At 58.1% G+C, this 15,478-nt stretch carries 12 protein-coding genes; all 12 read right to left on the reverse strand.

The features are described from left to right. Positions 1 to 24: 24 nt before the first annotated feature. The gene (tssA, locus tag FE848_RS08450; protein ID WP_200202352.1) at positions 25 to 1,479 is read right to left on the reverse strand and encodes a type VI secretion system protein TssA; all 1,455 of its coding nucleotides are present in this window, start codon (positions 1,477 to 1,479) and stop codon (positions 25 to 27) included. A 36-nt stretch (positions 1,480 to 1,515) separates the two neighbouring features. Next, positions 1,516 to 2,229: a type VI secretion system-associated protein VasI gene (gene vasI / locus FE848_RS08455; RefSeq protein WP_200202353.1), complete on the reverse strand. Its 714-nt coding sequence runs from the start codon at positions 2,227 to 2,229 to the stop codon at positions 1,516 to 1,518. Further along, positions 2,226 to 3,797, reverse strand: a complete 1,572-nt coding sequence (locus FE848_RS08460; protein ID WP_200202474.1) for a sigma-54 interaction domain-containing protein — start codon at positions 3,795 to 3,797, stop codon at positions 2,226 to 2,228. Before FE848_RS08460 ends, vasI begins: the two co-directional genes overlap by 4 nt. 78 nt (positions 3,798 to 3,875) lie before the next feature. Further along, positions 3,876 to 6,542 carry a type VI secretion system ATPase TssH gene (gene tssH / locus FE848_RS08465; RefSeq protein ID WP_200202354.1) on the reverse strand — a complete coding sequence of 889 codons (2,667 nt, stop codon included), beginning with the start codon at positions 6,540 to 6,542 and terminating at the stop codon, positions 3,876 to 3,878. 10 nt (positions 6,543 to 6,552) lie between these two features. After that, the gene (gene icmH / locus FE848_RS08470; protein WP_200202355.1) at positions 6,553 to 7,380 is read right to left on the reverse strand and encodes a type IVB secretion system protein IcmH/DotU; all 828 of its coding nucleotides are present in this window, start codon (positions 7,378 to 7,380) and stop codon (positions 6,553 to 6,555) included. Positions 7,381 to 7,383: 3 nt separating this feature from the next. Then, the gene (gene tssK / locus FE848_RS08475; RefSeq protein ID WP_200202356.1) at positions 7,384 to 8,718 is read right to left on the reverse strand and encodes a type VI secretion system baseplate subunit TssK; all 1,335 of its coding nucleotides are present in this window, start codon (positions 8,716 to 8,718) and stop codon (positions 7,384 to 7,386) included. Then, the gene (tssJ, locus tag FE848_RS08480; RefSeq protein WP_200202357.1) at positions 8,718 to 9,257 is read right to left on the reverse strand and encodes a type VI secretion system lipoprotein TssJ; all 540 of its coding nucleotides are present in this window, start codon (positions 9,255 to 9,257) and stop codon (positions 8,718 to 8,720) included. The genes tssK and tssJ overlap by 1 nt, the downstream gene beginning before the upstream one ends. Further along, positions 9,254 to 10,603 (reverse strand): type VI secretion system-associated FHA domain protein TagH, encoded by a 1,350-nt coding sequence (tagH, locus tag FE848_RS08485; RefSeq protein ID WP_200202358.1) that lies wholly within the window; start codon positions 10,601 to 10,603, stop codon positions 9,254 to 9,256. The genes tssJ and tagH overlap by 4 nt, the downstream gene beginning before the upstream one ends. 19 nt (positions 10,604 to 10,622) lie before the next feature. Next, complete coding sequence (gene tssG / locus FE848_RS08490; protein WP_200202359.1) at positions 10,623 to 11,639, reverse strand: type VI secretion system baseplate subunit TssG; 1,017 nt, start codon at positions 11,637 to 11,639, stop codon at positions 10,623 to 10,625. Then, a complete protein-coding gene (gene tssF, locus FE848_RS08495) occupies positions 11,603 to 13,375 on the reverse strand; it encodes a type VI secretion system baseplate subunit TssF (protein WP_200202360.1) in 1,773 nt (590 codons plus the stop codon). The genes tssG and tssF overlap by 37 nt, the downstream gene beginning before the upstream one ends. Before the next feature lie 145 nt (positions 13,376 to 13,520). After that, complete coding sequence (gene tssE, locus FE848_RS08500; protein WP_200202475.1) at positions 13,521 to 13,925, reverse strand: type VI secretion system baseplate subunit TssE; 405 nt, start codon at positions 13,923 to 13,925, stop codon at positions 13,521 to 13,523. A 27-nt stretch (positions 13,926 to 13,952) separates the two neighbouring features. Next, a complete protein-coding gene (gene tssC / locus FE848_RS08505; protein ID WP_200202361.1) occupies positions 13,953 to 15,434 on the reverse strand; it encodes a type VI secretion system contractile sheath large subunit in 1,482 nt (493 codons plus the stop codon). Positions 15,435 to 15,478: the final 44 nt, after the last annotated feature.

The following is a 15,478-nucleotide window of genomic DNA, read 5'->3' on the forward strand; positions in this document are numbered from 1 at the left end:
TCTGGCAACACACGCCCAAAGCTCTCAGGACAGTCGTTCAAGTTGTTTCAGGAGTGCTGGCTCCCAATCTTCGATAACCAAACCACTTATCTGTTGTTGCAAGTCCTGGATCTGTCGTGACGCCAGGCTCACCAGGCCGCTTTCCTTCATCAGCCGTGCCGATGCCAAGCGCCAGTAGAACTGCTCCCGTGGCTCGCGGGCGCCCGCAAGCCCGTCTTCAAGCAATTGCATAGCCTGCGCCAGCCCTTTCTGGGCAATCAGCTCCCGCGCAGTGTCATAGGCTTGCTCCCATGGGCTGGCACTGCCGCCAGATTGCCCCTGGGTATGGGCAGGCGCAGACCAAAGCCACTCCTGGGCTTCCGGTGATAGAAACGGGGTGCCATCGTTAAAAGTCAGTTCCGCCAGCTGCGGCAGTCGTTCCACAAATTCGTTCACGGCTGCACGAATGGCCTCAGCGCAGGCATCACATCCCAAAGCCGCGGCCACACCGGCACTGAGTCGGTGGCCTTCAAGCCAGAAGGGGCTGACCGACAGGCTTTGTTCTATGCGCTGCCAAAGCGACTGATCGGGCGCTTTTTCCAGAGCTTCACGGTATTCCGCAACGCGATCCGCACTTACGGCGGCCAGGTCAGAGCGTTTGCCATCCCGGGTTGGCGGTACCGAAGTAATGCTCTGCCAGATGGCGTACCGGCGAATCTGGTAACCCAGGGGCCGCTCGGGCTCGGTGCCGGTCAGCAAATCTGCCACTTTCAACAAACTCTGGCGGGTAGCCCGCTCATTACTCGGGTCCAGCGTCAGGGCGCCAAGTGCCGGGCTGGCTGGCGTAGCGGAAGGTGCTGGCGCCGTTTTGGCGTTATCACTTGCAGCAGTAGAGCGCTCAGAAGTTGCCTCTGCGCTCGCTCCCGATTGACCACCAACCTCCTGGGCCTGGGGTAGTTTTTCAACAGCTCGTTTGAGATCCACCAGCGCATCATCAGGCAGCTCTTTCTGTTGCGCTTGCGCCTCAAGTTTTGCCAGCACGTCAAGGCAAAAACGTCGGCCATCGCCCACACTGGCATCAAAGGAGCTGCCTACCACACCTTTGGCCGCCCGCTGCAGCATTTGCGTGAACATCATTTTCCGCGCGCGCTTACCCTTATCGCCCGGGTATGGCCAACCATCGTCCCACCAGCTTTCCAGCACTTGCTGGAGCAGGTACAGCGAAAGCGCAAAGCGTTCTCCATCAACACCCCGTTGCAAGGCAATCAGGAGAAAGCCGAAAACTTTCAAATCCTTGCTACGAGCAGAGAGTATTTTCAGGGATTCGCTCTCAACCTTGCCCCAATCAATATCGGTATGGGCAAGGGAGCCGATTTTCATGATTTCGTCTTCAAGGAACCCGAGCGCCGCATCCTCTCCCAGCCCGTGACCGGTTGGCGACTCGCCTTCCAGCGGGGTGACAACCTGCTCAATGTAGGGATGCTGTTCTATTACCTGCATGTCCTTCGTTCCTCGCGTCCTTGCGTTTGTACTCGACTACCAGCCACAACTTTCACGAAGCGGGCGAATGGCAGTTTCAAAACCGGTCAGATCGAATAGCAGACCGTCTATGCGACTGTTTTCGGAATAAACGCGGATATCAGTTTTGTGCTCTATCGCCTTGACCGCCCGGATAGCCGGCAGGCCGCGCCCGATGCTGAGCACGTAGCCATTATCACGCACCCGCCAGGCACCTTGGCCGGCGGCGTCTGTGGTGCCAAGCCTAAGGTTTACCCGTTCTGCATCCAGAGGCTCCGGCAGCATCAGGGTCAGCTCGGTAATGTTGTTGTGGCACTGGAGGGCCAGCAGAGGCCGTGGCGGTTTTGCGCCCAACGCGGGGACGGTCACCAGAAGGCCGGCGGTCTGCCCCGTATTACGGTAGCTCAGGCTGCCAGAAGAAGGCTCAGCACTCTGCTGTGCGTAGGCCTCTTGCCAGCGCAGGGAGCCGACCATGCGGCGCACTCCGGCATTGGGCCCGGTTGCGGCATCAGCCTCTGCCAGAGGGGTACCAAAAACCTCGTCAAAACACGCCAACCGCTCCAGCCTCTGGGTTTCGCTGGTGCACCCGCGCGCATCTTCCAGCAAGTCAGCCTGGGCTTGCGTAGGTACATCCGCCAGGCTAGCGGCGCCGAAACAAAGCAGGCCCAGTGCGACAGCACCAAGAGGGAGTGGGCGCAAGCTGGAGCGAGTCGGGGCGTTCGGGTGCTTCATGATTCGGCAACCTGATATTTCAAGCATTTGTGGGCGAGTGTGCGCTTGGGCAGGCCCAAGCTCTCGGCGGCCTGGGCACGGTTGCCGCCATACTGGCGCAAGCGATCACGGATAACCGCCGCTTCAAATGCCTGGGCGGCTGCCTTGAGATCCCGAATATCTTCCGTGCCAGACACCACTTGCTCATCGGAACTGCATGCTACTGCCCCATGCGTTTCCGGGCCTGCCAGGCTTGGGAACATGTCGGTGAGCCGGAGTATTTCCGGCTGAATGTCATCTCCTGCGGGAGTCTGCAGGCAGGCCAGCTCGATGATGTTGCGTAGTTCACGGGCATTGCCGGGAAAATCGTAGGTTGCGAGGGCGCGCAGTGCGTGGCTGCTGATGCCCAAAGGCCCGGCACCTTCACGCTCGGTATACAGGCGAATAAAATGGCGGCTGAGGGCTTCAAGGTCATCCAGGCGTTCACGCAGTGGCATGATCTGCAGCGGGAACTGGCTCAGGCGGTAGAACAGATCACGGCGGAAGTTGCCGTCTTCAATACTCTGGCGCAGAGGCTGGTGGGTCGCCGCGACCAGTCGGAAATCGGAGTGCTGTTCCTTTTGTGCTCCGAGGGGGCGAAATTGGCGGCTTTCCAGCACTCGCAACAATTTGGACTGCAGGGCCATGGGCATGTCGCCGATTTCGTCCAGAAACAGGGTGCCGCCATTGGCTTGAGCCAAAAGCCCTTCTTTGGCCTGGTCGGCACCGGAGAAGGCGCCTTTGGTGTGGCCGAAGAGTTCGCTCTCCAGCAGGCTGTCCGGAATGGCGGCGCAATTGACCACCACCATGGGGCCGTCGGCGCGGTCTGATAGCTCGTGAATGCCTCTGGCCACGACGTCTTTGCCGCAACCGGTTTCGCCCTGCACCAGCACAGACAGCTGGCTGCCGGCTGCGCGAACAATCTGGGCGCGCAGGCTGGTCATGGATTCTGAGGGTCCCACAAGGGTGCGGGCCAGGGTTTCGCTGCGTTTGCGCAGGGTTTCTGCGTCGTGCAGGTTGTCCAGGGAGCGTTTAAGCAGGCGGCGTTGCCACACCTGATCACGGCTTTGCAGCTGGGCGATCCACTGGTGCTTTAGCAGGTGCAGGAGGCCGCAATACAGGGGTTGGGCAGTGATGCCATCCCAGTCGGATTCGTCCCGGCAGAGTATGAGTATACCGAGGGTTCGGCCGTCGTCGCCTTTGAGCGGTTCGAGCCACAGGGATTTTGGGCGGCCGCTGGCTTCGATGAGGCTTTGGAAGCCGGGGTGATCGAGGCGATAGCTGGCGGCCCGTGTGAGTTCGCGGGCTTTGCCGGTTTGCAGTAGGTGGGCGAAGGGGTGGCTGAAGTCGCCGCAGTCGAATTCGCCGGTTTCAGCCAGGTTGCTGCAGTGCAGTGTGCGGCCGCTGAGGTCGAGTTCGAGTGCCCAGCAGCGGGTCAGGCCGAAGGCATTTTCCAGCTGTGTGGTGGCTGTTTTCAGCAAATCCGGCAATGTGGTTTGGCGTGTCAGTGCGACTGCCAGCTCTATGCCGGTGTGCAGTTCCATCTGCATCCGTCCCATTTTCTTTTCCCTTATGTTCCTGTTATCCGGTTCTGTACTGACCCCACGCTGCGCTAGATCTCGGTTGGCCTAAGCTACGGTGCCTGAAAACCTGTTTTCGGAAACGCCCAGAGTTACTTGCTTAACCGGCTCTTTGGCTGCCAGTTTCTCCAGCAACGCCAACGAGATCGGCGGCAACAGCTCACCTTCAATGATCGATTCCAGCATACGCGCACCGTTTTCGCTTCTGGTTGCGCGGCTGCGGATGGCTTCTACCAGGCCGTCTTCCATCACCACTTCGGTGTGGTAACGGTCACGGATTTGCTGGGCCAGGCGTTCCAGTTTGTCGCCGACGATGCGGTTGAGGGTGTCTTCGCCCAGCGGCAGGTAAGGTACGACTTCCATTCTTGCCAGCAACGCGGGTTTGAAGAAGTCGGCCAGTTCCGGGTAGAGGGCTTCTTCGATTTTCTCCGGGTGTTCGGCGTGGTTGACGATGGTCTGGTAGCCGAGGTTGGAGGTCAGGAAGAAGACGATGTTTTTGCAATCGATCAACCTGCCTTCGCCGTCCGCCAGTTCGCCTTTGTCGAAGGCCTGGTAGAACAAGTTGAGGACTTCCGGGTGGGCTTTTTCGACTTCATCCAACAGCACCACAGAATAGGGTTTCTGGCGGATGGCTTCGGTGAGTATGCCGCCTTCGCCATAGCCGACGTAGCCGGGTGGTGAGCCGATCAGGCGGGACACGGTGTGTTTCTCCTGGTATTCGGACATGTTGATGGTGGTGAGGAACTGGCGGCCGCCGTAGAGGAGTTCGGCCAGTTGTACCACGGTTTCGGTTTTGCCCACGCCGCTGGGGCCCACCAGCAGGAAGGCACCCATGGGGCGGCCGGGGCGGCGGAGGTCGGCGCGGGCGGTTAGCAGGTGCTGGTGCAGGCAATCAATGGCGGTGTCCTGGCCTTTGATGTGGGCTTGCAGGTACGCCGGTAAATGGGTGATTTTTTCCAGCTCGTCGGTAGTCATGCTGTTGACGGGGATGCCGGTCCAGTCGGCGATGACTTCGGCAATCTGGCGGGCGTCTACCCGGGCATGCACCAGGGGCTCATCAGCTTGCAGTTCCGCCAGCTCCTGTTCGAGGGCGGCGGCTTCGTTTTGCAGGCTGGGGTGTTCTTCCAGGCCAGCCTGTTCGGGCAATGCACCAATGTCGGCTTCGGTATCGGCTTCGTCTTTTGCAATGGTTTCCTGAACGTCGGCCGGGTTGAGCAGTTGTTCGCGGATGTCCACCAGGCGCGCCACCATGTCGCGCTGGGTGTTCCAGCTTTCTTCCAGTTCGGCGGCCTGTTCATTCAGTTCGGCAATGCGTTGCTCCAGTTCCGCTTCCCGGTCGGTGTCGACGCTCTGGCCGAGGGTGTGCTCCCGGTTCAGCAGTTCCTGCTCCATGGAGAGCTGGTGCAGTTCACTGCGCACGTGGCTAAGTTTGCGCGGTGGCGTGCTCAGGTTGAGGCTGACCCGGGCGCAGGCAGTGTCCAGTACGTCGATGGCTTTGTCCGGGAGCTGTCGGCCTGCCAGGTAGCGGGCAGACATTTCGGAGGCGGCTTTCAGGGCGCTGTCGGCGATGAGTACCTGGTGGGCTTTTTCATACACGGTGCGCAGGCCACGGAGAATGTGTACCGCTTGTGCCGGGCTGGGCTCATCCAGGGCCACTGGCTGGAAGCGGCGGCTGAGGGCCGGGTCTTTTTCGAAGTACTTTTTGTATTCGCGCCACGTAGTCGCGGCGATGGTGCGCAGTTCGCCGCGAGCCAGAGCAGGCTTGAGCAGGTTGGCGGCGTCGGAGCCACCTTCGCTGTTGCCGGCACCGATCAGGGTATGGGCTTCGTCGATGAACAGGATGATGGGGGTGGTTGAGGCTTTCACCGCTTCAATCACGCCTTTGAGGCGCTTCTCGAATTCGCCTTTTACCGAGGCACCCGCCTGTAGCGCGCCCATATCGAGAGTCCACAGCTCTACTTTTTGCAGGCGCTCAGGTACTTCGGCATTGACGATGCGCAAGGCGAGGCCTTCCACGATGGCACTTTTACCAACTCCGGCATCCCCTACTACGATGGGGTTGTTCTTGCGTCGGCGGCAGAGGATGTCGATCATCTGGTCGATTTCGGCGTCGCGGCACACTACAGGATCCAGCTTTCCGGCACGGGCCAGTGCAGTAAAATCGGTGGCGTAGCGCTTGAGCGGGTCCATATCCGCCTCAACCTGAGGCGCGCCTGCTTCGCCTTGCGCTATTTCCGGGCGCTCGGCGGAGCCTGCGGTCATGGTGTCGAACTGCCGGCGCAGTTGCTCCCGGTTAATGTCCCGGAGTTGCTGGCTGACCTGGGGCATGAGGTAGCGGTCGGCGTTCATCAGCAAGGCCAGAAAGATGGCGCCGGAGCGCAAGTTCCGATGCCCCAGCTCGGTGGAGGCCAACAGCCAGGCGTCCTGCAGCAGGTCGATCAGCAGTGGCGAAAACGACGGATACGGCTCCGCCGTTTGCAGCTCGCCGTTCAGGCTTTCACCCACAATGGGCTGGAATTCCTGATGGTTGATACCGGCCTGCTCAAGAATCTGGCGCACGTCGGAAAACGGCGTTTCCAGCAGTTTGAACAGCAGGTGGGCCGGGGTAATTTCCGCACCCTGGCGGCTGATGCAAAGGGCCGCGGAGGCTTCCAGGCCATTGCGGCAAATGTCGTTGAGGCGCCCGATGAGCGCTGGCAGTTCTACCCGAATCACAGTGATATCCTTATTTCGGTAGTTGTTCCAATACGCTGAGCACATCCCTGATGCGTTCTTCCAGCGCTATGTTGTATAAGCTATATATTCCCGCCATGGCTGCTGCGAACACCCCGGCAATTACCCAGATCGGCAGGCCACTGCGCAGACGATTGCGCGCCGGTGTTACGTTGATTTGTGCGTCTGCCAGAGGCTCGGGGTCAGAGTTTTCCCGGAGCGATTGCAGCTGCTCATGAAGCCCTCTCAATATCTGTTCGTATTCGTCGCGGCCGTTTTCCATCACTTTGTACCGGCCTTCAAAACCCAGGCACAGGCAGAGGTAAATAAACCCGAGCATGTCCTTGTAGCGCGCCGGCTCCTGCTCCATGCGCGCGAGTATGGCGAAGACCTTCTCGCCACCCCAGGTTTCGTTGTGAAAGCGCGACAGCAGCGAATGCTGCGACCAGACACTGTGGGCACCCCAGTCCGTACCAAGCACCGCTTCATCAATGAAGGCACAAAGCACGTAGCGATAGGCCACCACGGTGGGGCGTTCATAGCCCTGCTCGATCAGCTCGCGATCTATGGCGGCCACTTCGTCCACTACCTGCTGGTAGAGGCTTTCAACGGCGCGATAGTCCGCCAGCCGGCGAATCCGGATAACCAGCCCAAGCAAAGGCGTAGCGGCATCCGTCAGGCGGTTGTCTTCCAGCCCCCGGAGCTGGAACTGGTCATTGCCAAATTCATTGCCGGACGCGCCGTTTTGCGGCTGCTCGTCGGCAAACAACAGATCACTGAATGCACTGCCGCCGGACTGCCTGCTGCCATTGGGTAAATCCATTACCTGTGCATTTGTCATAATTTAGCTCCTGATTGCCCAGAACTGCATTTCCAGGCCCGGGAAGCTGCCCGCCACGTGGAAGGCAAAACCACTGGCGTTGTCGAGCATCTGCCAGGCCTGGCTTTGATCGTCCAGCCGGAAGTACACAAATCCTGCGTGATACGGCAGCTGGCGCGGTGCCACTGGCAGCGCAGACAGCGGAATGCCCGGCAGCTGCAGGCTGATGAGATCGCGAATTTTCTCCACGGAGGCCACCTTGCACTGCTGGGTAAACTGCTTGCGTAGGTCGTCCAGGGGCATATCGGCTTTCACCGCCAGAATGAACTCGGCACCGTTGATTAACTGGCCGTCCTGAACCGGCGCGACCGTCAGGCCGTACTGGCGCTGCTGCAACTGAATAGCCAGAGCCCGCGGCTCCAACACCGTGCTCAGGGATTGCCGCAATACCTGCATCAGCGGTGTAAAGCTGTCTTCGGGAAGATCGTGATCATAGGGGGGATATTCCCGTGGCAGCCGGCTTTCGTCGGTGAATGTCACCAACTCGCCGCAGAGTTCCAAAAGAACTTCGTACAGACGCTCCGGATGCAGCTGGCGCAAACGAGCCAGGTGCATGAATCTCGGGTGTGCCCGGTTAAGCATCTGCAGCAGCATGAAATCCGCCACATCGGCAACACCGCCCTGCCCTGGCGCGCCAACACGTTCTGCAATGTTACGCGCACGTTCACGCATCAATCCGGCCATTTCACCGACAAAGCGCTGCAGTTTGGGCGCCGACCGAACGCTGAGCATGGTGGGTATAAAATTCGGATCCATCACCAGGCTGCCATCCGGACGTTTTTCCAGAATCCGGCCAATGGCCACGGCCGCATAAGCGCTTCGGTCATCCCGCTCCAGCATCAGGCGCGGCGCCACTCGGGCCACGTCAATGATGTGGGCGTCGCCGTCGATCGAATGCAAGTCGCGGATCTCTGTGCTCTGAGCCCGGAAGCGCCCGGCTGCAGGCGCATCTGGCCACTCAACTTCAGCCAGACTATCGTTACCTAACGGCAGAGCCAGGTACACAACCTGATTCGCCACTGATGCATCGGTGATTTCCAGAGGCTCTGGCATCACATCGTCTTGAGGCAGGTTGAAGCGAGTGCCATCCGGGAACAGGCCGCTGGCACGCACCAGGCCCACGCGCCCGAAGCTCAGGTATTCCGCGTTCAGCTCCAGATCGCTGAATCCATACAGGTAGTCAGAAACCGCCAGAGACCGCTCGTTGATCTGGTGTTCCAGATACCGCTGCTGCTGCTGAAAGTGCTGGGGTTTGATAAACAGCCCATCACTCCAGACGACTCTATTTGTAACTGCCATCAGGTTTCTTCCGACCGCTTGAGTTTGACTTCCCTGTCCCGCAGATTCACAAGCAAGTGGTAACGGCCACCCACAGGATCCACCCTGACCACCTTCTTCCACTGGGACAGGTTCGGGTAGGCATAGAAGGCAATCACGCCGATAAATCGGGTGTCCTTGCTGATCTCAAACGGCTCTATAAACTTGAACTGGCCAGGCAGCAGGGTGTAATCGCTGTGCTCGATGTAGTTCCGGCCCAGGGAGTCTTTCAGGTTGTTCAGGAGCTGGTCGAAATCACCGGCCATCAACAAGGAACTGTCGCGCATTTCAATAATCTGAAAGGCTATCGGTGTCGGTGCCAGAGACTCATTCGGGTTCACACCCGGCTCGGCTACCATAGTCAGATCTACCCGGCTGGGGAGATCTTCCGGATAACCCACAGGAATGCTGGGGTCCCAGAGTACTTTCGCGGTTTTGGTTACGGCGTTATAGGGTGTGCTGCATCCTGCAAGCACAAATACTACTGCCATCGTCAGCAACTTCCATTTGCAGGTTTTCACACCAGGTTCTCCCTTTGTAGTTGACGCAAATGCTGGTCGTAAGCCTGATCGAACACTTCCTGAAACAGGCGCTCAAAACCCTGCTGACGACTCGATTTCAATTCTTTGTAGTAGTGCTGGTACATATCCCAGGCCCAGCGGCCTTCATCCTCATTCTTCTGCAAGCCGCGGCGGTAGCCATGGAAGCGGCGCAGCAGAGCTTCTGGTGAAAACGCATGAAGAATGGCTTCCAGCGCTTCACTGATTGCCGCGCCAGTTGCCTGCTGATGGTGATTCAGGCTTTGCAGGCTTTCCTGCACGGCGGCAGGTGCCGACAAGTGCACCGGGCTGCGCTGGCTGGCAAACAGGGTTTGCACGGTTTCTTCGTAGTCCCCGCCAAGACGCAAAGGATTATCTTCGATGGGCTGCAACCGTGTGCGCAGGGCCTGATGCCGGCTGTCTTCGCCCTGGTGCAGAGCCAGCAAACCATCAATTGTGGCTTTCAGGGTCTGCCCGGCTTCTTCGAGGAACAACTGCATGCCATCACTGTCAGCAAAGTCGAGCCCCGCTTCCATGCCCTGCATCAAAGGGGTGGCACTGATATGTTTGCGGCTTTGATCGCTGTGCGGCTGGCTTCTCTCACCTGAACCTTCGCCCAATGCGCCGTTATGGGTTTCTGACATCCTGTCTCTCTCTCCTCTCCTTACCGGAAGGCCCATCGCCACATCGCGATTTTCCCGGTATTCATCCGTTACGTCGGTTTCCGTGGCAAACCAGGCGCGCTCGCTTGCCATCAGTGTGCGCTCTTCCTGGTCTACACGAACTGGCTCATCCTGCCAGTGCAGCATGGGATCAGCGCTCGGGGTTTCAGCGGCAGCCGGCGCCAGCCCTTCCAGCGGCTCAGCTACCTGCATATCGCTATCACGCGCAGCTCCGCGTACCAGTTCACCTTCGGCCATATCCACCAATCGCCGGTCTTCTGCCGCTTCGCGGAGTTCCAGCTCCTGTTCAGTGGACGAACCCGCCTGCGCTGCTATTAACTCTGCCCGTATGCGGTAGCGACCAATACTGACAGTATCGCCCTGGTTCAACCGGGCCCGACGGCCGCGCCCAACAGGCTGGGTTGCGCTGTTAATATAGGTGCGACCGCTGCGATCAATCAGGCAATAACCTCCGTCAAGAAGGCGGATTTCTGCATGGCCAGCAACAGCGCCGGTGCGGTGCGCCGACAATTGCCAGGTGTCACTTTCGGCGGTGCCGATGGAACCACCCCGGGGCCCAAAGCTGTGTTCAATGCCGGCGCCACTGCGTGTTGTGCCGGGGTTGGTGACCGTCAACTTCAGTCGGGTTACCTGCCGCTCTTCCATGATTGCATTCCTTTTCATATTAACGGCGTATCTGAATCCGAACCGCTGGCCAGCGCCGGGATTTCTCTGGCGTTACAAAAGAATTCCAGCCCAACCGTATGTCCTGCCCCATCTGCATCGGGCGAATATCCTGCCCGCGCATCTGCAATTCCAGGTCGTAAGCCAACTGCTCTCGGGTCGCGAATTCCACCAGCTTCACCAGTCTTTGGTGATCCTGTCCGTTGGGTAGAAAGTCTGCAAAACGCTGACGGCTGAGGTTGCGTATCCTCAGAATAAACTTGCCGCTGCGATCACGGATCTGCGAGCCGACCAAGGTGTCGTTCCCCAGCGTAGCGTTGCATTGGCCCAAGCGCGTTTGCTGGTCCTCACCAATGGCGACCTTGCGTAACACCCACTGCTCAATGCTCACATGGTCGAGATCAAAGCAATGAGCCACAATGCCACTGACCACTTCCGGCGAACGGCTGCGGCCTGCCATCAAGCCGGAATAGGCCAGCATTTTTGACCAGTTAACCGGTGTGGCTTCTCTCAATCGGCTATCGCCAAGGCCGATAAGGGCGTAGATCAGATTGGAAAAGCCATCCGATGCGCCGGGGCGAAAACGCACGTAGTAACGGTATTTGCGCCAGGACCGGTGAAACAGGGTAACCAGCCGGTGATTGAAAAAATCCAGAAAATGCCGGCGAATACCCAGATCCTGACCCGCTTCCCAGGCGAGATCCTCAAGGTAATAACCCGGCAGCGGCGACTGTGAACCGTGCAGGCCCAGAAAACTCACTTCCATCTGGTAGGGGCCGTGCTCATGCTCCGGCGACAAAGCGGAAACCACATCGCTACCGGGAAACCCGAGGCCCGCCGAGGCGGAAAACCGGATACGCTCCTGCTGCGGTTGCTCGTCGCGACCGCCTTCCAGATCGTCACCGTGGTGCCGGTGAATCAGATCCACCAGCTGAAAAAAACTGTACCGCCGCGCATTACCCAGAACGGGTTGCAGGCCGGCTACATCAGCGGTTGCTGACCTTGCTGTAACGTCCATGTATACCGTTCCTGATTATCTGTATTCACCACTTCCAGTTGGTGAAATGCGTTGATACTGGCATAAAGCGCAAAGAACTGGCTGAGTACGGTGCCGAACAGGTACAAATCGCCTTCCGAGGCAAAGGCCTGTTGATCCAGCTTCATCACCGAACGAATTCCCCGTACCGGCAGCCCGCGGATCATCTTGTCCACCGGATTGGTTTCAATGGCACTGATACCCGCAAGCCGCTTCTGGGACACCCGCTCCGCCTGGCGATCCACCAGTGCGCGGAAATCATACACACGCAATACGGTGCGCAAGGCATCCACATCCAGCATGGAGAGATAGTTCAGCGACAGATTGGAGATCAGTGTCCACAACAGGCTGCCATCCAGAGTCGGCCTCAAGGTAGCGGTGGGACGGGTGATATTGCTGAAGGACGCAAACGCCGGCGTGGTTTCGGTAGCCATGCAAACTTCCCCAACCGCCAGCTGTTGCGGCAGTTGCCGGTTGGTGCAGGTCAGCGTCAGGGAAATAGCTTCCTGGCGATCCATACACTCGGATTCATCGCCGCGAACAAACGACATATAGTGATCAAAGCCGTCACCACGCACGCTATCCTTGGCCCGAACCCGGTAATACAGGGCTGTGCGACCACGATCCCGCTCAACTTCGTGCTGAAAGCTCTCGAACGCCGTATAAAGCCGACGCTCGCCCCGCCCGGAACGACCTTCCAGCCAGCCTTCCACCTGTTCAATGCTGAACACTTCAAAATGATCCGGCGAACGGCTGGATGCCAGAATCCGGTACTCGGTCTGACGCCCGTTGAGATCCACCGGCTCACCCTCATGGGTAAACAGATTCACCGCCGGCGTGCAGTAAAGTTGCATATTCTCAGCCCGAACCCGGGCATCCGGCGGCAGAATCCGGCTGAAATGAAAACGCAGACTGATTTCATCCGCCTGAACCGCCGGCAAGCGGTTCTTCAGGCCGGTAATGTCCACAAACCGGAACGCCTCAGGAAAACTCAGGTATTCCTGCAGAATCCGATAGCCGGAATAGGCGTTCTTTGGATAAGGCAAAAGCGCCTCATCACTGGCGAAACCGACAGGTTTCAACAAAGAAGTCGGCAGGCTGTAAACCGACTCGCCAACCACCAGTTCCATGCGGCTGAGATAATGGTTCAGCCACAAATATAGCGTTTCAGCCGTATGATTATCCCCGCCCAGATAGAAGCGCAGACTATCAAGATCCAGGGCGCTTAGCGGTTGATCGGTATGCAGCGCCAAGTCTACTGTCATCGACGACACTTCCCGGGAATGCTCAGCATGAGCATCGGCGACACTTATGGGAAACACATCCACCGCCCGACAAGTACGAAACCGGCACTGAGTCTGGCGCGTGGAATCTCCCAAAGGGCGGCTCTTGATTTCCGTGTGCCGCTCAACCCTTTGTCGCTCACTGATGGAATGCAACTGCGGATCAAACCGCATAATGGTGCAGCTCGGAACCGGACGAAGATAGTTCGGCCAAAGCATGTTCAGCAATGAATGGGTCAGCTCTGGAAATTCATCTTCCACTTTCTCCCGAAGTTTCCCGGTCAGAAACGCAAAGCCTTCCAACAAGCGCTCAACATCAGGATCGGTGCTTTGCTCAGAAAGAAATCGGGTAAGCTGCGGGTGAGCCTCAGCAAACTCCCGCCCCTGCAATCGCAGAAAGCTCAGTTCGTCCCTGTAAAATCGGTTTAACTTCATACAACTACCGCTTCCTTGGGAGTATGATCCGGTCGGTATACTTTTCTTCCGGGAAAAAACAACTCGCTGCGCTCAGACATTTTTTTCCCTGCAGAAAAGCATCCCCACCGGCTCCTGCCATCCTTGGTGTTTGCTGATCGTTTCGTTACGTCACTCGGTAGTAACGTTTGTCATCCAGTAATAGATCTATCGTCGTTTTGTCGTCTTCTGCGCCTACGTTCAGGTATACCGTTACCTGAAACCGTAACTGCAAAGGGTCTGGCCCCTGGGGTAAAGCAACCACATCAACCCGCTTTACTCTCGGTTCGTACTTCTCAATGCACTGCCGAATTGCGCTGCGGATCTGGATACTCAGATCGTGGGTACCCAGAGTCGCATCGTTGAAGTCCAGCAGTCCCAGTTCCGGCGCACAGGCGCTATTGCCGGGATGTGCATTGAGCAGTCGAACCAGGTGGCGTTTTATTGAAGCCACCACATGGGTGACTTCCCCCATGCTTTGCCCTTCCGGAGAACCAGCCTGCTCCAATCGTTCGAACAGGCTGCCTCCCATGGGTTGTGCATCACTACTGAACACGGATTAATCCTTGTCCAGGCGGCCTACCAGCGACAGCTCGAAGTTGGCACCCATGTATTTGAAGTGCGGACGCACAGCCAGAGACACCTGGTACCAGCCTGGATCGCCTTCTACATCGGAAACCGTTACCTGAGCTGCGCGCAATGGGCGGCGGCTGCGTACTTCGGCCGGCGGGTTTTCCTGATCGGCCACGTACTGGCGAATCCAGGTGTTCAGTTCGCGCTCAAGATCCTGACGCTCCTTCCAGGAACCGATCTGTTCGCGCTGCAGCACCTTGATGTAATGAGCCAGGCGGTTAACGATCATCATGTACGGCAACTGGGTACCCAACTTGTAGTTGGTTTCCGCTTCCTTGCCTTCCTTGGTGTTCGGGAACTGCTTGGGCTTTTGTACGGAGTTGGCTGAGAAGAAGGCCGCGTTATCGCTGCCCTTACGCATGGTGAGGGAGATAAAGCCTTCGTCGGCCATTTCGTATTCACGGCGATCGGTGATCAGCACTTCTGTAGGAATCTTGGCTTCCAGCTGGCCAAAGGATTCGAACAGGTGAACCGGCAGATCTTCCACTGCGCCACCGCTTTGCGGGCCGATGATGTTGGGGCACCAGCGGTACTTGGCAAAGCTTTCCGTCAGGCGGGTAGCCAGCAAATACGCGGTGTTGCCCCACAGGTAATGCTCGTGATCGCCGGAAACGTCTTCCTTGTAGTTGAAGCTGCGCACCGGGTTTTCAGTGGGATCGTAGGGCACCCGCAGCAGGAAGCGTGGTGATGTGAGCCCCAGGTAACGGGCGTCTTCGGATTCCCGCAGAGAGCGCCACTTGGCGTACTTCGGGCCTTCAAAAACGGCTTTCAGCTCCTTGATGGCCGGCAGTTCCTGGTAGCTGTCTACGCCAAAGAATGACGGCGCAACCGAGGACAGGAAAGGCGCGTGAGCCATGGCACCAACAGACGATACATACTGCAGCAGCTTCATATCCGGTGTAGACGGTGTGAACGCATAATTACCAACAACTGCACCTACGGGCTCGCCGCCGAACTGGCCATATTCCGTGGAATAAATGTGCTTGTAGAAGCCGGTCTGGGTGACATCGGGAGCGAACTCGAAGTCTTCGAGAAGTTCGGTTTTCGTGGCGTGCAAAATATCCACTTTGATATTTTCGCGGAAGTCAGTGCGATCAACCATCAGTTTGAGGCCACGCCAGGAGGATTCCAGTTCCTGCAGCTTGGGCGCATGCAGAATTTCATCCATCTGGGCGCTGATCTTGCGATCCAGTTCGACCACCATCTGGTCAACCAGTGCCTTGTTGACCGGCTGGCCTTTCTCTTCGCTTTTCAGCAGGTTGGCAATAAACGTTGCAACGCCTTTGCGGGCGACATCGTAGCCCTCGTCAGCTGGCGCCATGCGACTGTTGGCCATGACCTGGTCGAGCAAGGAGCCTTCCATTACAGATTCAGAGGCAGCGGATTGCTGCGCAGCAGTATCAGACATACCACATCCCTTCAGTACGTGATTGATATTTGGTGTTGTGTACC

This window comes from Marinobacter sp. 1-3A (genome assembly GCF_016597775.1).
GTDB lineage: Bacteria > Pseudomonadota > Gammaproteobacteria > Pseudomonadales > Oleiphilaceae > Marinobacter > Marinobacter xiaoshiensis.

Coding starts and splice junctions, on each gene's coding strand:
- tssG (WP_200202359.1), bottom strand. CDS start 11,639: ATGGACGTTACAGCAAGGTCAGCAACCGCTGATGTAGCCGGCCTGCAA.
- tagH (WP_200202358.1), bottom strand. CDS start 10,603: ATGGAAGAGCGGCAGGTAACCCGACTGAAGTTGACGGTCACCAACCCC.
- tssK (WP_200202356.1), bottom strand. CDS start 8,718: ATGGCAGTTACAAATAGAGTCGTCTGGAGTGATGGGCTGTTTATCAAA.
- tssA (WP_200202352.1), bottom strand. CDS start 1,479: ATGCAGGTAATAGAACAGCATCCCTACATTGAGCAGGTTGTCACCCCG.
- icmH (WP_200202355.1), bottom strand. CDS start 7,380: ATGACAAATGCACAGGTAATGGATTTACCCAATGGCAGCAGGCAGTCC.
- tssC (WP_200202361.1), bottom strand. CDS start 15,434: ATGTCTGATACTGCTGCGCAGCAATCCGCTGCCTCTGAATCTGTAATG.
- tssF (WP_200202360.1), bottom strand. CDS start 13,375: ATGAAGTTAAACCGATTTTACAGGGACGAACTGAGCTTTCTGCGATTG.
- FE848_RS08460 (WP_200202474.1), bottom strand. CDS start 3,797: ATGCAGATGGAACTGCACACCGGCATAGAGCTGGCAGTCGCACTGACA.
- tssE (WP_200202475.1), bottom strand. CDS start 13,925: ATGGGAGGCAGCCTGTTCGAACGATTGGAGCAGGCTGGTTCTCCGGAA.
- vasI (WP_200202353.1), bottom strand. CDS start 2,229: ATGAAGCACCCGAACGCCCCGACTCGCTCCAGCTTGCGCCCACTCCCT.